The organism is Seohaeicola sp. 4SK31, assembly GCF_028802875.1.
Lineage (GTDB): Bacteria > Pseudomonadota > Alphaproteobacteria > Rhodobacterales > Rhodobacteraceae > Seohaeicola.
The window spans coordinates 27,835-46,636 of record NZ_JARAMP010000026.1 but is presented as its reverse complement, the minus strand read 5'-3'; the positions used below and the strand labels follow the sequence as shown (position 1 = coordinate 46,636).

General features: G+C 60.4%; 19 protein-coding genes and 2 pseudogenes. 6 read left to right on the top strand and 15 right to left on the bottom strand.

The features are described 5' to 3' along the window. Positions 1–107: 107 nt before the first annotated feature. Positions 108–443 (bottom strand): annotated as a pseudogene (locus PVW27_RS18100) (antitoxin of toxin-antitoxin stability system); the annotation flags it as partial. A 29-nt stretch (positions 444–472) separates the two neighbouring features. Between PVW27_RS18100 and PVW27_RS18095 the strand changes: the two are divergent. Next, positions 473–793: an H-NS histone family protein gene (locus tag PVW27_RS18095; protein ID WP_274560146.1), complete on the top strand. Its 321-nt coding sequence runs from the start codon at positions 473–475 to the stop codon at positions 791–793. Positions 794–947: 154 nt separating this feature from the next. Here the strand turns inward: PVW27_RS18095 and PVW27_RS18090 are convergent, their stop codons facing one another. The 4 genes from PVW27_RS18090 to PVW27_RS18075 all read right to left on the bottom strand — a co-directional run bounded on the left by PVW27_RS18090 (position 948) and on the right by PVW27_RS18075 (position 3,970). After that, positions 948–1,859, bottom strand: coding sequence for an MBL fold metallo-hydrolase (locus PVW27_RS18090; RefSeq protein ID WP_274560144.1), 912 nt, complete (start codon positions 1,857–1,859; stop codon positions 948–950). 330 nt (positions 1,860–2,189) lie between these two features. Further along, complete coding sequence (locus PVW27_RS18085) at positions 2,190–2,813, bottom strand: transmembrane anchor protein (RefSeq protein ID WP_274560142.1); 624 nt, start codon at positions 2,811–2,813, stop codon at positions 2,190–2,192. 19 nt (positions 2,814–2,832) lie between these two features. Continuing rightward, the gene (locus tag PVW27_RS18080) at positions 2,833–3,561 is read right to left on the bottom strand and encodes a HupE/UreJ family protein (protein ID WP_274560140.1); all 729 of its coding nucleotides are present in this window, start codon (positions 3,559–3,561) and stop codon (positions 2,833–2,835) included. A gap of 55 nt (positions 3,562–3,616) precedes the next feature. Beyond that, positions 3,617–3,970, bottom strand: a complete 354-nt coding sequence (locus tag PVW27_RS18075) for a hypothetical protein (protein WP_274560138.1) — start codon at positions 3,968–3,970, stop codon at positions 3,617–3,619. Positions 3,971–4,055: 85 nt separating this feature from the next. Here PVW27_RS18075 and PVW27_RS18070 point away from each other — a divergent pair, with 85 nt between their 5' ends. Together PVW27_RS18070 and PVW27_RS18065 are read left to right on the top strand one after the other, a co-directional pair. Further along, positions 4,056–4,316 carry a metal-sensing transcriptional repressor gene (locus PVW27_RS18070; protein WP_009817898.1) on the top strand — a complete coding sequence of 87 codons (261 nt, stop codon included), beginning with the start codon at positions 4,056–4,058 and terminating at the stop codon, positions 4,314–4,316. Positions 4,317–4,326: 10 nt separating this feature from the next. Next, positions 4,327–5,646 carry an MFS transporter gene (locus tag PVW27_RS18065; RefSeq protein ID WP_274560130.1) on the top strand — a complete coding sequence of 440 codons (1,320 nt, stop codon included), beginning with the start codon at positions 4,327–4,329 and terminating at the stop codon, positions 5,644–5,646. 20 nt (positions 5,647–5,666) lie between these two features. Here the strand turns inward: PVW27_RS18065 and chrA are convergent, their stop codons facing one another. The 3 genes from chrA to PVW27_RS18050 all read right to left on the bottom strand — a co-directional run bounded on the left by chrA (position 5,667) and on the right by PVW27_RS18050 (position 9,062). Beyond that, positions 5,667–7,034: a chromate efflux transporter gene (chrA, locus tag PVW27_RS18060; protein WP_274560129.1), complete on the bottom strand. Its 1,368-nt coding sequence runs from the start codon at positions 7,032–7,034 to the stop codon at positions 5,667–5,669. After that, positions 7,034–7,855 carry a sulfurtransferase/chromate resistance protein gene (locus PVW27_RS18055; protein WP_274560128.1) on the bottom strand — a complete coding sequence of 274 codons (822 nt, stop codon included), beginning with the start codon at positions 7,853–7,855 and terminating at the stop codon, positions 7,034–7,036. The genes chrA and PVW27_RS18055 overlap by 1 nt, the downstream gene beginning before the upstream one ends. Positions 7,856–8,204: 349 nt before the next feature. Next, positions 8,205–9,062, bottom strand: a complete 858-nt coding sequence (locus PVW27_RS18050) for a sterol desaturase family protein (RefSeq protein WP_274560127.1) — start codon at positions 9,060–9,062, stop codon at positions 8,205–8,207. A gap of 84 nt (positions 9,063–9,146) precedes the next feature. Between PVW27_RS18050 and PVW27_RS18045 the strand changes: the two genes are divergently transcribed. Next, a complete protein-coding gene (locus tag PVW27_RS18045) occupies positions 9,147–9,812 on the top strand; it encodes an ArsR/SmtB family transcription factor (RefSeq protein WP_274560126.1) in 666 nt (221 codons plus the stop codon). A gap of 104 nt (positions 9,813–9,916) precedes the next feature. Here PVW27_RS18045 and PVW27_RS18040 read toward each other — a convergent pair whose 3' ends face one another. The 6 genes and pseudogenes from PVW27_RS18040 to repA all read right to left on the bottom strand — a co-directional run bounded on the left by PVW27_RS18040 (position 9,917) and on the right by repA (position 16,933). Then, positions 9,917–10,057 carry a hypothetical protein gene (locus PVW27_RS18040; RefSeq protein ID WP_274560148.1) on the bottom strand — a complete coding sequence of 47 codons (141 nt, stop codon included), beginning with the start codon at positions 10,055–10,057 and terminating at the stop codon, positions 9,917–9,919. A gap of 425 nt (positions 10,058–10,482) precedes the next feature. Continuing rightward, a complete protein-coding gene (locus tag PVW27_RS18035) occupies positions 10,483–10,956 on the bottom strand; it encodes a hypothetical protein (protein WP_274560125.1) in 474 nt (157 codons plus the stop codon). A gap of 103 nt (positions 10,957–11,059) precedes the next feature. Next, positions 11,060–13,229 (bottom strand): annotated as a pseudogene (locus PVW27_RS18030) (ParB/RepB/Spo0J family partition protein). Between the two features lie 169 nt (positions 13,230–13,398). Then, positions 13,399–14,610: a plasmid replication protein RepC gene (gene repC, locus PVW27_RS18025; RefSeq protein ID WP_274560124.1), complete on the bottom strand. Its 1,212-nt coding sequence runs from the start codon at positions 14,608–14,610 to the stop codon at positions 13,399–13,401. A gap of 213 nt (positions 14,611–14,823) precedes the next feature. Next, positions 14,824–15,756: a plasmid partitioning protein RepB gene (gene repB, locus PVW27_RS18020; RefSeq protein ID WP_274560123.1), complete on the bottom strand. Its 933-nt coding sequence runs from the start codon at positions 15,754–15,756 to the stop codon at positions 14,824–14,826. Then, positions 15,740–16,933 (bottom strand): plasmid partitioning protein RepA, encoded by a 1,194-nt coding sequence (gene repA / locus PVW27_RS18015; RefSeq protein ID WP_274560122.1) that lies wholly within the window; start codon positions 16,931–16,933, stop codon positions 15,740–15,742. Before repA ends, repB begins: the two co-directional genes overlap by 17 nt. Positions 16,934–17,141: 208 nt before the next feature. On the opposite strand from repA, the gene PVW27_RS18010 reads away from it, so the two are divergent. After that, the gene (locus PVW27_RS18010) at positions 17,142–17,369 is read left to right on the top strand and encodes an AbrB/MazE/SpoVT family DNA-binding domain-containing protein (RefSeq protein ID WP_274560121.1); all 228 of its coding nucleotides are present in this window, start codon (positions 17,142–17,144) and stop codon (positions 17,367–17,369) included. Beyond that, complete coding sequence (locus PVW27_RS18005; RefSeq protein ID WP_274560120.1) at positions 17,359–17,754, top strand: PIN domain-containing protein; 396 nt, start codon at positions 17,359–17,361, stop codon at positions 17,752–17,754. The genes PVW27_RS18010 and PVW27_RS18005 overlap by 11 nt, the downstream gene beginning before the upstream one ends. A gap of 78 nt (positions 17,755–17,832) precedes the next feature. Here the strand turns inward: PVW27_RS18005 and PVW27_RS18000 are convergent, their stop codons facing one another. After that, positions 17,833–18,717 (bottom strand): recombinase family protein, encoded by an 885-nt coding sequence (locus PVW27_RS18000; protein WP_274560119.1) that lies wholly within the window; start codon positions 18,715–18,717, stop codon positions 17,833–17,835. Positions 18,718–18,802: the final 85 nt, after the last annotated feature.

Genomic DNA, 18,802 nt, shown 5'->3' with positions numbered 1-18,802 from the left:
GGCCGCCTTGAACTCGGGAAGCTCATGCATGATCAGGGTCTCCATTTGTCCAGAATATACATACATTCTGGATATTCTGCAAGAGATGGGTTGAGCCCTTCCATGTGTCATCCGAACCGCCGCCCCCCTACGGTGAAGGTGTATTCATTAGCGGTGATGCCGTCCTCAGCGGACTCGTTCGAGGTAAGGTGGTCGTATTCACTCTGAAGCTGACGGTAGAGCCAGCGGGCAAGGTCGCGCAGCGCCTCAGTCACGATCTCCTCTGCGTCCTCGGTGGGCGGCTGCCAGGTCGGGCCATCGCGGGTGACGTCCACGGACATAGTGTATTCGTGGTAGTAGCGACCGCGGTGGCTGACTTCGGCAGCGAGCAGGTAGAAGTTCCGCCGCTGAATGGACTGCAGCCGATCGGCGATGCCGTGCAGCGTCGCGTCCTGCGGCGCATACCGAAACATTCAGGACACGGACCGCATCAATGGCTGATTACGATCTCGAGGCACTGTCGCTCTGCAAGTTGATGAAAATGCGAAAGGACGTCGCCAAGGCGATATCTACCTATAAGGATCGACAGACGGCGAAAGCCCGCGCCAAGGTGGATGCCTTCGCCCAGAATCTGGGCTACTCCCTGGCCGAACTTGTCGGCACCGAGACGAAATCCTCCCGTGCACCGGCAGCGGCGAAATACCGGCACCCCGAGGACACCGCGCTCACCTGGTCCGGCCGGGGGCGCAAACCCCAGTGGTTCGTAGACGCGCTGGCTGCTGGGAAGTCGAAAGACGACCTAGCTATCGGTTGAGGAGGAGCGGCGATGCACGCGGCACAAAGGTGTAGCGCAACCTATCGACAACGAAGGTCCATATTTCCGCCAATTATCAATGCAACCTTTCTGGAGAAGCAAAATGGCTTTGCCTAAAGGTTCAAACAGCCTGGGCGTATTTATCTGGTTTGGCCTATTCCCATTCCATCTGTTGGAACACGGCCTGTGCGTTCCGACCGGCAAGGGCCTCAAACTGGTCCAGATAGGCGAATGCGGACTGATCCACGTTGACTGACCCGATGATGTCACCGCCGTCCTCTATGTGCACACGTATCCGTTCGCGCAGGTTGTGCAGGTAGTCGCGCGTATCTGCCTGTGACTGTGCCAAGGTGGTCAGGGGACCATGGCCAGGGACGACATATTCCGGGTCCAGAGCCTCGATGGCGGCGAAGCTGTCCAACCACGCTGCGCTGTCGGAAAACTCCATGACACCTGGAGTGCGGCCGACATAGACGATATCGCCCGTAAACACGACCCGTTCCTGCGGCAGCCAGACGAAGCTGTCGCCTGAGGTGTGTGCCGCGCCCTCGTGGTGGATCTCGATCACGCGTCCGCCAAGCTCCAAGACGTGATCCGATTGGAACGTGACTGTGGCAAAGGCGGGTTCGGTGCCATCAAGACCCGCCCCTACCAATTGTGACAACATGCTGAGTTGCATGGATGCGCGCGCTTGCTGGTCCTCGACGGCTGCGTTCGCGGCAATCACGATAGCGCCTTGGTCCTGCCAATAACCATTGCCCAGCCAACGGTGGTCTTGCCCACCGGTATTTATGACATGAGTGACCTTCTGCTCGGTCAGATCGCGCACCACCTCGTGCAGCATCACGGCACCCGCCCAAGTGCCGCCTGGATCAACCAGCACCGCGCCCTCATCCGTTTCGATCAGCCCAAATGTTGCGTTGTTGCCCAAGTTTTCCGGGTCGCGTTGCGTTGCTGGGCCTTCGATGGCCCAGATACCGGGCTCAACTACTTGCACATTGAGCATTTCTGCGACGGCCGACAGCGGCACAAAAATTGCAGCCAAGGTCCAAAAAAGATGTTTCATTGGGCTCTCCTCAAAAACTGTGCAGGTTCTAACCCGCAGCCAGCGCCGTGGGATGGCCCTGATTGCCCATTTCTACAGTCAATGATCCGCGAATGCCAAGAGCGCCGCAGAGTTTATTGTTTTCATCCCACTGTTGCCATGGCGCTGACTAAGATCTCGCTTTTAATATGGCTCCAGGACATCTTCTAGAATCCCAGCTCATGAGGACTTTTCGCGAAAGCTCGCACGAGTGATCGTGAAATTATGTCACCGCCGCCCAATGCAATGATTAATCACGCCTGAGCTGCAATTGATAGCGGTGCCTGCGGCGAACCGCAGGCACCGAATGGTTCAATAAGTTTCGACGATGTCGCTGTATTCACCACGCACCTGGATGGTCATGGTGATGGGCGTGCTGTCGCGGTTGCGCCAGAACCAGCCGTGATCACCGGCGAATGGCGCTTCGATTGTGCCCGCGCCTTCGGTCTGGCCAGCGCCACGCTCATAATCGACAGACTCTCCGCCACTGTGGGCATGCAGGTCAAAATTGACCCGTCCGCCAGTTGCGGTCCAAGCGTAGGTGACCGTGTTGCCAGCCTCCATCGTCATCTTGATCTCGGCTGTGTCACCGGGTTCCAGAACGAAGGTGACTTCGTCCTGCCAGGCTTCCTGTGCATGGGCGGCACCCAGGAACAGGCCGAACACGCTGTCCAGCAGACTGGACGATTGATCAAGCGCGCGCTGTTCATCCAGCAGCCGGTCTGCCTCTGCCTCTTCGGCCAACTGGACTTTAATTTCGCCCATTTCGGTCAGGCCCAGAACACGGCCCACGCCTGTGGGGTCGATGGCATATTCCGCAGGCAGGTAAACCGTGACCATGATTGCAACTGCGCCGATGCCCGCGATGATAGTGGAGCGGAACAATTGTGCCTTGGTTGGCAATTCTTCGATGTTTGGTTTGGGTGCATTATGCATGTGACTATCCGTTCTTTGTTCAGGTTGAAGCGATGTAACCGGCGACCTGATAGGCCGTCAGCCAGATGCCAAGGCCCATCATCACGATGTTTGCGACGGTGGCTTGGCGCATGAAGTTGGGGTGCCGCCGCCAGTAGCCCATGACGATCAGGATCACGGCAAGGGCAAGCAGCTGGCCCACCTCGACTCCGACGTTGAAGGCCAGAAGGTTCGGCAGCAGGCCATCCTGCGGGATCTGGTATTCAAGGATCTTCGTGGCCAGACCCGTGCCGTGAAACAGCCCGAAGATCAGTGTTGCGACCTTGGTATTGGGTTGGAAGCCGAACCATTTCTGGTAATAGCCAAGGTTGTCGAGCGCCTTGTAAACCACCGACAACCCGATGATCGCATCGATGATATAGGCGTTGATGCCCCAGCCATACCAGACGCCAAGCAGCATGGTAACGGAATGGCCGATGGCGAACAAGCTGACATAGATGCCAACGTCCTTCATCCGGTGAAGGAAGAAGACGACGCCCAGCAGGAACAGGATATGGTCATACCCCGTGACCATGTGTTTGGCCCCGAGGTAGATGAAGGGAATGATCTTCACCCCCCAGATTTCCTGAATATAGCCCGCGTCACCTGCAGTGACATTATGGGCAAAGGCCTGCGCCGCCGTCAGCATGAAAGCGGCAAGCAGGATAAAGGTCAGCGCAAGCGGGCGGCTGGGTACCACGGCGCGCAGGACCCGCGAAGTCGAGGTCATGGATTTGTCTCCAGTGTGTGATTGATGGAAAGGTCGTGCCGCAACGCGGCCCGCATCATGCACGTGGAGGTCGGTCGATCATGTAACTGCGATGTGGTCCTGCCGAGGAAGCATGGAGATGCCAGACATCACGGCTGTCCCATACTTCGTTCGTTGTCGCGGCCAGCGCCAGCACAGCCGGGCTATGGTCATGATCAGCCACATCATGGCTATGGCCATGTAAGGCCCATGCCAAATCCTCGTCGAAGCCGTGGGTATGCCCGTGTTCCGCGACCATCGCGCGGTGATCGGCAATGACATCGAACACCGATGGCGCATGGTCCGTCGTTGGTGTGATCGACCACACGATCAGCGCCAGACACAAAAGTGCCGACCACGCGGTTCGTCCGAAAGTTTTCAGCCCATGCACGGGAATTCCTGACTGCTCGATCCTGTCCGCAGCATGTTGATCATGCCATCTTGTTCTATCCCCTCGGGGGGGATATTTCCGTTGTATGATAAAGCCCCATCCCCATGCAACCCACCCTGCTTTAATTGCTCGGCTCAAACGCGCCGATGGGCATTTGCGTGCCGTGATCGAGATGATCGAGGCAGGCAAACCCTGCGTCGAGATTGCGCAGCAGATGCAGGCGGTCGAAAATGCAGTAGCCAATGCAAAGCGCGCCCTGATCCATGACCATATCGACCATTGCCTTGATGCCGACCAATCCCCTGCAGATCGTGAAGAACTGAAAGCGATCTCGCGCTACCTTTAGGACCGCCCCCATGCTGCAAGTCCTTGCCGACCGCACCTACCGTCACCTCTTCGCGGCACAGGTCGTTGCATTGCTGGGCACGGGTTTGGCCACTGTCGCTCTTGGCCTGCTGGCCTATGATCTGGCGGGCGCGAATGCCGCGATGGTGCTGGGGACGGTCTTCGCAATCAAGATGGTGGCCTATGTGGGTGTCGCACCTGTGGCCGCCGCTTTTGCCGACAAGGTGAACCGGCGCGCGTTTCTGGTGGTGCTCGATCTGCTTCGCGCGGCCGTGGCGCTGTGCCTGCCCTTCGTGACGGAGATCTGGCAGGTTTATGCGCTGATCTTCGTGCTGCAATCCGCCTCAGCCGCTTTCACGCCGACGTTTCAGGCAACCATCCCCGACATCCTGCCGGACGAGGCCCAATATACCCGTGCGTTATCACTGTCGCGGCTGGCTTATGATCTGGAGAATATCGCAAGCCCGATGCTGGCGGGGCTATTGCTGGCGATGGTCAGCTACAACGCGCTGTTCCTTGGCACCGCAGCAGGTTTTGCCGCCTCGGCCATGCTGATCATCTCGGTCATGCTGCCCAGCCCCAAACCATCCATACCGCGCGGCATCTATGACCGAACGACGCGCGGCATCCGCATTTACCTTGTCACGCCCCGTCTGCGCGGGCTGCTGGCGCTGAACATGGCGGCAGCGGCGGCGGGCGCGATGGTGCTGGTCAATTCTGTCGTGTTGGTGCGTGGCACGCTCGGGCTGGATGCGTCCGCCCTTGCATGGGCGCTGTTCGCATTCGGTGCGGGATCGATGGCTGCCGCACTGTTTTTGCCACCTGTGCTGGACAGGATTGCAGACCGGCGGGTGATGATCGGCGGTGCAACACTGATGGTTTTGACACTGGCCGCACTCGCGGTTGACGTCGCACTGGCAGGGCCGATCTGGCCAGTGCTGCTTGGAGCGTGGCTGCTTGTGGGTCTGGGGTATTCCACCGTCTTGACGCCATCCGGGCGGCTGTTGCGCCGCTCTGCCCATGCAGAGGATCGACCCGCGCTGTTCGCAGCACAGTTCGCACTGAGCCATGCCTGCTGGTTGCTGACCTATCCGCTGTCAGGATTGCTGATGACGCAGTTCGGACTTATTCCGGCGCTCGGTGTGATGACGGTGCTGGCAGCTGCAGGCATCCTGGCCGCCATGCGCCTTTGGCCAAGTGTAGATCCGGAAACGCTTGAGCATACCCATGACAACCTGCCACCCGACCACCCGCATCTTCAGGGGGCCCGGAAGCACGTGCATACCTTTGTCGTGGATGAGAACCATCCCCGTTGGGCGTCGCAGCTTTAGGTAGATGGGCGCGCGAAGAGTTACCCGACACCCATGGTTCGCAATGCGACGCCTGCGACCGCGCATCCAACGAGAATTGTGACCGGGCCGAACTTGAAACGGAACACCGCAATCACGGCCGCCAGCACCAGAAACAGCGCGGCAGGATTAACCGACGCAAACACAGGCACTTCGATGTTCAGGCCCATACCGGTCACGGCCCTGACGTCGTCAAAGACGACATGCATCCCGAACCAGACGGCCAGATTGAGAATGACGCCCACCACGGCTGCGGTGATGGCGGTCAGTGCCGCCGTCAGGACGGCGTTATCGCGCAGACGCTCGATGAAGGGAGCACCGAGAAAGATCGACAGGAAGCAAGGCACAAAGGTGACCCATGTCGTCAGCAGCCCACCGAGCGTTGCAGCCATCAAGGGCGATAGGCCACTCGCCTCGCGGAAGGCCCCCATGAAGCCCACGAACTGCGTTACCATGATGAGCGGCCCCGGCGTCGTCTCTGCCATGCCGAGACCATTTAGCATCTCACCGGCAGCGAGCCAGCCGTAATTCTGCACCGCCTCTTGGGCGACATAGGCCAACACGGCATACGCCCCACCAAAAGTAACCACAGCCATGACGCTGAAAAAGCCCGCGATCTGCGAAAAGACGTTCTCTGGCCCCAGTATGGCGAAGAGCAGCGCCACTGGAGCAAGCCAGAGGGCAAGGAAAACACCAGAAATGCGAAACGCCCAGCCCCGGTTGACCTGCGTATGATCCGGTGACTCTTCGCCGAGCAGGGTATCAGCGTCGTCGACCTGGACTGCCCCGACCTTGCCGTGTCCGCCGCCACCTTGGAACGCGGGCAGGCCCGCTCGCGCCCCAAAGAACCCGATCAGGCCAGCAATCAGGATGATCAGCGGAAACGGCACCGCAAAACCGAAAATGGCCACGAACGAAGCAGCGGCGATTCCGACCATCGCTCCGTTTTTGAGTGCCCGCGAGCCGATACGAATAACCGCCTGCACCACAATGGCCAGAACAGCAGCCTTCAGCCCAAAGAAAAGCGCCTCGACCGGCCCAACATTTCCGTAGAGCGCATAAATCCAGCTGAGTGCCATGATCGCCACGATGCCGGGCAGCACGAACAGGACGCCCGCGATGATGCCGCCGAGCGTGCGGTGCATCAGCCAGCCGATATAGACGGCGAGCTGCATCGCTTCCGGGCCTGGTAACAACATGCAATAGTTCAGCGCATGGAGAAACCGCTTCTCGCCCAGCCAGCGCTGCTCCTCGACCAGGATGCGGTGCATGAGCGCGATCTGTCCGGCCGGACCGCCGAAGCTCAGGAGGCCGATGCGGGCCCAGATACGGGTAGCCTCGGTCAGCGTTGGGTATGTGCGGTCCTGCATCAGTCTGCCTTCGGCTTGTTGGTAGGCCAGTTATGTGTCTCGTCAGTTGCATCCCGCGCCCAGCGATAGAAGGCGTCGTAGAGCAACATTCCAGCATCCAACTGCTCCAGATCGTCTGAATACATACGTGACAGACCAAGTGATGCGGCCAGCAGACCTGCCGCTTCTGGCGCGAGATCGAGACGCGCGGTATCAGCACCACGAATGATCGTGGCCAGCCGGTCAAGCGCCCGGGTGCCCAGGCCAAACTCTGCCAGCATCACATCAAACGTGCAGAGGTCGTCGCGGTGGCTCCAGAACACACCTTCGATATCGAACGGCGCGGCGTTATAGCGTTCGGCCACACCCACCACCTCGGCCGGTGCGACAAACAGGATGACCGCACGAGGGTCGAGAAAGCGGCGGATCAGCCAGGGACACGCGATCCGGTCGATCTTGGGACGCGAGCGCGTCACCCAGATGGTGCGGCCTTGTCCGTCGCGCGCGGGCAGCCGCGTTGAATCGATCAACGGCAGTTCGGCCGCGCGCCACGCGTCGAACCCGCCCTCAAGATACTCTGAAGGGCACCCCTCGGCGCGCAACCAGGCAGCCGCGCCCTGACTGCGCCGGTGTCCTGCCTGACAGACAGCGATTGAGGGCTGTCCACCAAGCTGGGGCGCAAGGCTGGCAAGCGCCTGATCATCGACCCGGACAGCACCGGGCAGCAAACGTGGATCAGCCGCGAAATCTTCCTCGGACCGCACATCGAGCAAAAGCGGTGCGCGCGGTGTTCCGATGATACGGGTCAGTTTGTCGAACGAAATGGCATTGGGCGCAGGCATGTGCGTTCCTCCGTCTTGCGGGTGATATGGAACGCGATCTTCAGCTGACGCTTCGTGGGGCGCTCGCAAACCCCATGCGATAATCATCTGATTTAGGGCAGCGCTTGTCAAGGAACTGCAGCGGTTTTGCTGGCCCTGCGCATCGAGGCCATGCAGCGTATTCAGACGCATCAAACGATTATGCAGGAATTCAACTGACAGGTTGCGTCAGAATACCTATAGACACTCATTTTTTCCAGCACAAGACCGTGCGGCTTAAGCCGTTGGCGAAGCCAGCCAACATCAACCAAATCAGCTGATCTAGTTGACTATGCCTTGGTCTCGCAGGTCATTCCCTGGAGTTCTTTTGTTATAATTCTGTCCGCGCTCTTGCCGAGTTGTGCGGATCAAGCGCATGTCCAGAAGCTGGGCCGCGCACTGGCTGGATCAGCATCCGGTCGAGCCAAAGATCACGGCGGGTCCGGAATTGCTCGATGCCGATCTCCATCCCCTCGTGGCCCTTCGCGGGCTGGGCGATGTAGGTGCCAAGCAGCCGGTCCCACCACGGCAGGTTGAAGCCGTAGTTCGAATTGGTCTCGCGCGGGTCGACGGAATGGTGGACGCGGTGCATGTCTGGCGTGACGACGAAGAGGCGCAGCACGCGGTCCACCGGACGCGGCAGGTCGATATTGGCGTGGTTGAAGAGCGCGGTCGCGTTCAAGATCACCTCGAAGAGCAAGACCGCCACGGCGGGCGGTCCGAGCGCCCCGACCGCCGCAAGTTTGATCCCCATGGAGATGAGGATCTCCACGGGATGGAAGCGCAGGCCTGTCGTGGCGTCAAAATCAAGATCGGCGTGGTGCATCCGGTGCAACCGCCACAAGCCGGGGATCGCGTGGAACATCACGTGCTGAAGGTAAATCGCCAGATCGAGCAGCAGCATCGAGACGACGATGGCAACCCACACGGGCGCGTCAATATTGTTGAACAGCCCCCAGCCGCGATCCTCGGCCATGACGGCCAGCCCGACAGCGACGATCGGAAAGGTCAGCCGCAGGATTACAGTGTCGAGCACCACGAGGCCCAAGTTGTTCGTCCAGCGGATGACGCGCGGGATCTCGCGCCGACGCCGGGGAGCCGCCACTTCCCACAGCGCCATCGCCGCCAGCACGCCAATAAAGATGCTGAGGCGGATGGCAGGTTCTGCGGACAGGATCAATTCAGACATGGTCTTGACCCTTAGGGTTGCGGAAAGCGACCAAATCGCTATCATTCAATTTATCACTTGAATGTTTAGGACTTGGAGTTCCCAATGTCAACCAGCCTGAGGACAGCCCTGCTTGAGGAATATGCGCTTGTCGCCCGCGCGCTCTCTGCACCGGCGCGTCTAATGTTGCTGGAACAATTGGCGCAAGCGGAACGAGGAGTGGAGGCGCTGGCGGAAAAGACAGGCCTCACCGTCGCCAACTGCTCACAACATCTGCAACAGTTGCGCCGGGCCGCACTCGTCACCAGCCGCCGTGACGGCAAGGCAGTGATCTACCGGCTGACCGACGTGAAGACCCTCGCGCTGATGGACCTTCTGCGCATCGTTGCCGAGCGGAACCTCGCGCAGGTCGAGCGTATCCTGCGGGGGCTTTCAAGCGGCGAGGATGCCCCCGAACCGGTCAGCCGGGAAGACCTCGCAGCACGGATCGTCGAGGGTTCTGTGACCGTGCTCGATGTCCGCCCCGCAGATGAATACGCTGCGGGTCACATTCCGGGCGCGCTCAACGCGACGCTGACGGAGATCGAGCGGATTGTCCCAACGCTCGATCCAGCCGCCGAAATCGTGGCTTATTGCAGGGGCCCCTATTGCATCTATGCCCACCAAGCTGTGGCCGCCCTGCGCAAACACGGTTTCAATGCGCGCCGCCTTGACGGCGGTTTGCCGGAATGGCGAGAGGATGGCCAGCCAGTGCTGGCAGGCACGCGATAGTCCGATGACCGTCCATTTAATCGGCGCAAGGTCAGACGGTTGGCAATAGGCCCGGAGGCGCACCTGCGCCGTGCCCGGGACCCTCGGGAAGTGAGGCCAAAGCCTCACCCGAAGGGATCGTACTCCGAGACGATCACGACTTCGTCGCCGTCGATTTCATCGGCGGGGACGGCGCCGAAGGTTCCATCCCCTGCCTGGAAGACGACAATCGAGACCATGAGCGTAGCGGCGAGGGGTCGACGCATGCCGTCGACGCGAAGGCGTGGGCATCTTTGCGGGACATCTGTTTGGCTCCTGTCTTGGAGGCGGGGGACCATCCCCCGCGCGACAGGACCTCGAAGGCCCGAATACTGACTGACATCACCGGGTGCGTTCGGCTCGTCCGAATCCGCCCGGCGGCACGGGCTTGCCCGTAGTCCGACCCCTCGCGGGTTGATCTCGAAGACAGAATTCGGGGCAAGGAAGGGAATGGCGAGCGGGGGATGGTCCCCCAATGTCAGGAGCCGGTTGTCCCGCTGATGTTTGTAACGCCGCCAGCCTCCCGGCCAAGCTTTTGGTCGAAGACGTCCTTCTTTGGGGATGGTTCCTTTGGTGCCCCGCGAACTCAAAGAACAGGGTTGTGATGGTTGAGAGGCCCGTGCTTGGGCGGGCCCCTCAGTTTCAGTTGGGCTCAGGCGGCCAGGTCCGCGCCCCCTGCCCTTTCGCCCTCTTCATCGCCGACGATTTCAAGTCGCGCATTGCGGTATCCTTCCTTGGCGATCCAAAGCTCGGCCGCAGTGACAGATTCCGCCAAATGCAGCAGCTCGGTGTTGCCGCCGAAGTCGAGAAGCACGCGCACCTGCCCGGGCTTCGGCTGCTCGGTCACCTCGAAGACCAGGGCGCTGTCAGCCGAATGGCTGCGCAAGATGGTGACGAGGATGACCCCGTCAGAGGCGAAATTGCCCTCATGCAGCGTGAACGACGCGGGAGCCGTCCATGTCGGGTAAGGTCGGGGTGGCTCCTTTTTCACAAGACGGCCAACGCCGTTCGAGCGCTCCCAGGCTGCGAGCTTCTTCGTGAAGCGTGCCGGCGGCTTGGGACTACCGTCGGTGTAGCGAATGAGCGCCCCAAGGGGGGCTGTGTCAATGATGGTTGTTGCAGACATGATTCCTCATTCCGAATGCGAGTAATCGCACTCATCTTATTGATATTGTTACATTATAGTGTGATTGGGGGGGGGCGGAATTCCCGCCCCCGGCTGGATCATGCTATTCTGCGGCCAGCATCGACGCGCCTTCAGCAGGCAGGTCATCCGTCAGGAATGCGGGAAGGTCAGCTTCACTGACGCTGTCAGCCACTTCGGCATCTACCCCCTGCCCTTCGGCACAGTCCTCATCGTCTAGCGCCACGAGATCGTTCCGGCGCAGGACCTCGGGCAACCAGCCGCTGCCCTTCAGCAAGCGCTCGGCCTCACTGGCCATCTCGCCTTTCTTCAAGTGATCGAGGAGCTGGGCAGTCCCCTCCCCTTTCGCCTCGCGCACGGCCTCGAGGATGTGGGCCTTGGGCACGCGGTTGAGATAGGTGTCCACCGTCGGCTCCCATTCCGCCTGACCATATCGAGACCTGTCGCGCGCGCCACGGGATCGGAATGCGCCATCCGCCAGGTCAGACCGCCTGCGGAGATGCCTGCCCCGTAAGGGTTCACCTTCTCATGCAGCGCGTTGACGCCGAAGCTGAGGCAATGCACCAGCAAGGCCAACCGACTGCCCTGATCGAGGACCGTCAGATAGTCCCAGAGTGCCGCATCATCGCCAAGCGGCAGATCGGCTTCCCATTCCGCATGACGCTCGTCGACCAGCTTGGCCACCACGCTGTCCTTGAGATCGGGCGCCTGCGCCGACATGTAGACGTGACGCACTGAGGCTTCGAAACAGCTTCCCGAAGCAGAGGAGGTGCGGAAGGTGTCCGTGACGAGCTTCAGCAGCAGCAGCGTCAGCGTCATATCCGGCGAGCGCCCGATCGCTTCTTGCAGCGCCAGCGTCCGGTGGGCCGTCAACTCCATGACCAACCGCTCGGGCAGTGGCTTCAGCGCCCCGTCATCCTCATCCTCCTGCAAGTCAGCTCCGATCGGCTGGCCACCCGCCATGATGACGGTTCCGTCATGAGCGGCACTGGCATGGCCATCGGTGAGATCACGATCAGCCCCCTGCCCCGCCACCGCAGGATCAGCACCATCCTAGACTGCGGCCTCCTCAACGGGCTCATCCTCTGGACGCACATAGCCGCGATAGACTGCCAGCGCGCCGTAGCGGTCGAGCGTGACGAACGCCCCTGCCCGTCCGATTTCCAACGGATCGAAGATCAACGGTCGCGTCTCGATCTTCTCCATCTCCCTTTCCAAAACGCTAAGCCGCGTGTCGATTTCATCGGGGATCTCATCCTGACACGCGCACTCCTCTTCCAGCGCCCGATACTCGGCGAGCAGCTTGGCATGGGCCGCGCCTTCGTCATCCGTGCCGGATCGCCGGACAGGGACCGCAGGCCGTGGCTGTAGCCGTAGGCTAGGTCGAGTGCGACCTCGATCCACTTCCAGCCCTCAACTGCAACCGTCTCTGCCTCGGCCTGGAGTTTTTCCGTCACCAGCCGATCAAGCAGGTCAGGGTCTTCGAGCCAACCTCCATCAGTGCCTTGGAACAGGTCATGCAGCATCGTGCCGCCCGCCGCTTCATAGGCATCAACACCCACAAAGACTGCGCGCCGGTCAGACGCCCGGACCGAGGCCTCGGTCAGCATGCGCCGGATTTGGAATGGCTCCTTGTTCCAGGATGAATGGATCACATCCCAGACCTGAACCTGACGCGCGTGATCGGGGTTCACGGTGAAGGCCATGAGCTGCTCCAGCGTCACGCAATCCTCGGCATAGATATCAAGCAGGGCAGGGGCGACGGAAGCGAGTTTCAAGCGCTGCTTTACGATCTAAGGCGTCACGAAGAAGGTCGCAGTAATCTCCGCATCACTCTGACGCTTGTCGCGCAGGGACACAAACGCGCGGAACTGATCAAGCGGGTGCAAGGCGACACGCTGCATATTTTCCGCAAGGGAATCGTCCACTGCGAGGATGTCGGACGCTGCATCCCGCACGTTGCAGGGAATGGGCGTGGTCTTCGCCAAACGCTTTTGCTTCACCAGCAGGGACAGCGCTTGGAACCGCCGTCCACCGGCCGGGATTTCGAACTTGCCGGTCTCGGTCCCATCGTCAGCCAAGACGGGCCGCACGCTCAGGCTCTGCAACAGACCGCGGCGGGCGATATCTTCGGCGAGTTCCTCGACGGACACGTCAGCCTTGATGCGCCGCACGTTGGACTGGCTCAGCACCAGCTTGTCGAAAGGGATATCCCCTGAAGGGGACATGGTGATTCTCTGGACAGGTTTCGTCATCAGATCTTCTCCACGACGGGCGCCGGAAGCCACTCTCCCGATCTCACTTCCCGTCACCCTCAAACCAACACTCCTTTCCCTCTCGACGATCGTATGGTTGCCAAGAGGCAACTTAACAGCTGTTAAGTTAGGCCAACTGAGCTCCGATGACGTTGAAACTTAACAGCTGTTAAGCCGCACTTCGCCGACCGATCAAAGCCATGACCATCGGACCGCAAGAGAATTCGCCCGCCGCGGCCTTAGACGTCAGCGCCCGCAAGTATCCACCCGGTGATCTGATGTCGGAAAAACGTTCCAGCATGGCCACGACGACGATCGAGGCTTGCTCTGGTCCCATGCAGCGCTGCGCTTCTTCCCAAGCGGAAACACTGATCCCCATGGCCGGCCGTACATGACAAGCCGCGTCGAAAAGCTGGTGCCAGTGTCGAACGTCGCCCTGATAGAAAGTCTTGAGCGAGGGACAGCCGGCGATTACCAGGTGGAGTGGGATTTTCGGCACCCGCCTCGTGTCAGGCTCTTCAATGTCAGCCACGGGCTCACCCGTATCATCATCAGGCCCGCCGCCCGCCGCCCCGCCTTTTTCTAAGGCAGGTTCAAGATCTATAGTTTCTTTATTTGAATTATGATCGTGACGCTCAAAATGGGCATCATTGGTGTCCATTTCTTCTGTTTCAGGGCCATCAATGGCATTACGCGCTTGGTCAAGAAGGGTCTCCAGTTCAGTTCGGAATGCCGACAGTTCCTCAAACGAAAGCTTGCGGCGAAGAGCACGGGCTGTGAGAGCGACCGTGTCGCGGAGCTGGTCCCATAGGCCAAGCCCGGGCTGGATCTCCTCGCCGAACTCCGCCAGAGCGGACAGGTCGCGACGCATAAGGCTCACCACCTCCCTCAGTCGCCGCACACGGTCCTCGGCCTCTCGCACAGCCTCTGCGGCCCGTGCAATCTCCTCTGCCCGGCAATAGAGCGGGGAGAGGTCAAAGCCGAAGGCCACGCGATCTTCACCACGCTTGCGCACATACCGCTTCCCATTGGGGCTATCGCGCCGCATGAGCAAGCCTGCCTCTACCAACCGTGCGAGGTGACGGCGCATCGTCGAGCAAGGCATGCCGTTCAGCCGCTCGCAGATCGCCTTGTTGGATGGGAAGACGACCATTTCGGCGTTGCCGCCGAGTGCATCGTCCGGAAAGAAGCTGAGAAGTCCCTGAAGAACGGTCAGATCGCGCTCGGAAACCCCAAAGGCGGCCTGTGCCTTGGACAGCTCGCGGAGGAGCTCCCACTTGTAGACGGGCTTGCCGGGAACAGACGCCTCGGGACGCTCGACCACGCGCAGATGGGCGTGCGAGATCGGCCGCATAAACGGCGAAATCGGTGTGTAATCCATGATGTCATTCACGAAGGCAAAATTTCCCTGGCCCGCGAATCGCTTTGCGCTTGCGGGAAAGGGGCCAGATCGCTACATTCAGAGGTGCGAAAACTGAAGTTTTGTAGCGGGCTGGTCCCGTGCGAAACCTAAGGAAGGTCTCGTGAAGCTTGCTTCTCGGGGCCTTTTTCTTTTCTGCCTGTCTCGTGCCTCCTTTTTGATTGTTGCTCTTCCTCAGTCTTCCGAACGCTTCCAGCGCTCGTGAAGCTCGGCGATCAGCTGCGGGGCGTTGCCCTCAAGCCAGCTGACAAAATCGCTCTCCTCAGCCTTCAACTCGAGCTTGAGTTGCTTTCCACGACGTCCGGTCGTGACAGTGGCGGCACCGACCCCCGGAATCACCGTGCCGGGTCGCCCGCGAGGGCGAGACGAGGATGTAGCCTGTTCGGGCTTCCCTGCAGCAGAAAGGACGGCCAAAAATGCATGATCGGATTTCTCGTCAATACCGCCTTGGTAGGATGTCTTGGCCTCACCCGCCAAAGCTGCAAGCAGTTCGCGATCGGCATCCGTAGCTCCCAGCAACTTCTTGAGCTCTTCCCACCTGGGCCGACCAATGCCCGGAGCGGCACCGATGGCGAGGACCAGGTCCTCCCCAACGGTGCGGACCACGCTTAACAGCTGCGACACTCCTGCCTCGGTCAGATTGAGAACCTCGGCGACACCCTTGTTGGTGCGTTCGGATGCGCTCAGATGGTCACCGTCGAGCAAGGCTGCGGCAACAAGCGCTCGTTCGATGAAGCTTAGATCCCGCCGCTCCTGGTTCTCCAACAGCTGATCACGAAGAGCCTGATCGCCCTCCATCTCTGTGACAATGGCGCGGACCTTGATCCCAAGTTCTCTACAAGCTTCCAGTCGACGACGGCCATAGATCAGGCTGTAGCGATCACCCTCAAGCGGCCGGACGAGGATTGGTACTCGCTGTCCGTTCTTGGAAATTGACGCCTTGAGGCCTTCAGTCTCGATCTGCAGCCGGTCATCGAGCCGACCTGTGGTTTCGATTTGGTCAGGCTCGATTTCGAAAACGCCGCCGCGCAGCCTGCGCCCCTCAAGAGCGTCGGGCGCGTTGCGCAGGGTCTGCAGTGGCAGTCCCAGTTTAGGCTTTCTTGCCATTGCGTCCCCACGTGTTCTGGATGATCTCCGCGATCTCATCGTTGACGGCGTTCATGGATTCGATTGCACGATCGAAAGTCTGACGCGTGAAGTCCTTCTTGTCGGCCTCGTAGAGCGTCTGCTTCGTCAGCCCTGCATCAGAGATCGCAGTCGACTCAACCATGTGGTTGGTCAGGACTGACCTGCCGAACAGACCCCGGATGAAAGCAATGACCTCGGTCTGCGGGGCATCACCCACCTTGTAGCGGGTCGGCAAAAAGCGCAGCCAGTCGAAGCGAAGGTTTGCGCCAGCATCCCGGATGACGCCAAGCAGATCAGCGGTCATTCGCAGAAACTGCGACATGGACATCAGATCGAGCATTTGCGGGTGAACGGTAACAAGCACCCCTGAAGATGCTGAAAGGGCGGACATGGTTAAAAAACCAAGCTGCGGCGGACAGTCGATGACGACGACGTCATAGTCTGCTTCGACACTGTCGAGCACGTCGCGCACACGGGCAAAGAATGCGCGGGCGCCGCCACGCTGAATGGCTGCCGGTGTCTCATGTTCGAATTCCATGAGCTCGAGGTTCCCGGGAATCAGGTCAAGACCACGGATGTAGGTCTTGCGGATCACGTCCGAGATCGGGACCGGCTCATCGTAGCGAACCGCATCATACAGCGTCCCACCCTCCATCAGGTCCAGCTCAGGCTGGATGCCATGCAGCGCGGAAAGGGATGCTTGGGGGTCCAGATCGATCGCAAGGACACGGTATCCCTTGAGAGCCAAGCGCTGTGCAAGGTGAGCGGATGTTGTCGTTTTCCCGGACCCGCCTTTGAAGTTCACAACAGAAACAATCTGAAGCTCGTCACCGGCACGACGTCCCGGAACGTAAGTCCCAGGCTTCTTCGCGTTTGCCTCAAGGGCGTGGCGAATCTCCCAGATATCATCGAGGGTATATCGCCGGTGGCTGCCCGCAGTGGTTTCCACGTCAGCGATCTTTCCTTCTCGATGAAGCTTGCGAAGGTAGGTATGATCGACGCCAAGCAACTCGGCCGCCTCGCCGCTGGTCAGGCTGCGCATGATTTTTTTGGCGTCGGGAGGGAAGTGGGCAGCACGTTGCGCATGAAGATTAGACGCAAGAAGCTCTGCGTAGTGCCCGATGGCAATGTCCAGGTCCTGCTCAGCTTCGCTCATCTCTGCCTCGATTCGTGGGCGCGTTTTTTATGTGATCGCGCGTTATTTATCGAGACTATTGCCCGAGCTATCAGATTCGTGCAAGCTCTTTCTAGATTTGGTGTCAGTCGCTGCGTCATGCACAAGAGTAGCTAGGGTTTGGGGCAGGCTTGTCTTCGGAACCCTTCGGATATACATTGCAAGACGTGTATCCACAGGGGAGGTCACGATGCAGGTCGCAAAATGGGGTAACTCGCTGGCCGTCCGTTTGCCCGCGGAGCTCGTCCGAGAGCTTGGTCTCAAGGAGGGTGATCAGATCGACCTGGTCAAGGACAACGGTCGGGTCAGAGTCCGTCGCCTTGCTCGTGCGGATGAGGTGCTGACCGGCCTGCGCCGCTTCCGGGGCAAGTTGTCCGCAGCAGAACGTCTGAGCCGCGACGACGCGCATGAGCGCTGAGTTCGCGGACACGAATGTCGTTCTTTACCTGCTCGACGACGGCGCGAAGGCCGATCGCGCCGAGGTCATCCTGGGGCAGGGGCCCCGGATCAGCGTTCAGGTTCTAAACGAGTCACTGGTGAACTGCCGCCGCAAAGCTGGCCTCAGTTGGGAGGAAGCAGCGACCTTTCTCGAAGGCGTGCGCGCCTTGTGTCCCGTCGAAGACCTGACCCTTCAGACCCATGACGTCGGCCGCGCTTTGGCTGAACGCTACGGCTTCTCGATCTACGACGCGATGATCGTGGCCAGCGCTTTGGTTGCGGGGTGTACCACGCTGTGGAGCGAGGACATGCAAGATGGCCTGCTCGTCGAAGGCCAGCTTTGCATCGTCAACCCCTTTACATGACCGGACAGCTACTGAGCGTGGAACTGACCACAACCTTGCAATCCTTCCATGTCGTGGAGGATTTGCAAGGTAGCTCGACTACTCAAGCAGCCCCAGTCTCTCAGCCCGTTCCAGCAGCATCTTCACCGAGGAGGGTTGCCAGCTTGTCCGCCCACGGGGCGTGCGCTCGCGCATCGCCTCCAGCCGGGTGCAAATCGCCTGAAGCGTGATGTCGGGGTCCGCGCCCTTGATGGCGGCGACGATGGCGGGCAGGCGGTCGTCGGTCTCGCGGCGGCCTGCCCGGGCGAGCACAGTCTCGGGCAGAAAGCCGTCGCGGACATAGGCGTTGACCGCGCGCAGAAGACGGCTTTGCGTCCACTGGCGCTCGCGGGGCAGTGGGCCGTTGACTACGCGGACTACGTCTTCCCAAGCCAAGTCGGGGCGCAGGCGGCGGACATGGAGCACCCAGTCCTGCGCTGTCTCGTTCAGCCGTTCCATGTAGCCGTCCTGCCGGGCTAGCCTCACCTTGCGCAGCGCCGCCGGATCCCGCGCGCGCAGGCCCGGATTGCCGCCAACCCGGCCTTTGGTCCGTGCGCTGGCCAGGCCGGCCTTGGTGCGTTCGCGGATCAGGGCGCGCTCGAACTCGGCCGCGGCGCCGAGGATCTGCAGGGTGAACTTGCCCTGAGGCGAGGACGTATCGATCGGATCGGTCAGCGAGCGGAAGAAGGCTCCCTTCGCCTCCAGCCGCTCGATCACCTCCAGGAGATGCGAGAGGGATCGCGCGAGGCGGTCGATCCGCACGACGACCAGCGTGTCGCCTTTGCCGATGCGTTCCAACACCCGCGCAAGCACCGGTCGCGCACGATTGCCGCCCGAGCCCTGTTCTTCATGGATCTCGGCGCAACCCGCGGATTTCAGGGCATGCGACTGGGGCAGGGGGGTCTGATCTTCGGTCGATACGCGGGCATAACCGATCAGGGGCATCAAAACAGTCTTTTTGCAGTTTCATACATCGCTAATAAACGACCGATTGATAGCGACGAGAGGAGAAAGGTCGCATGATGGCTGA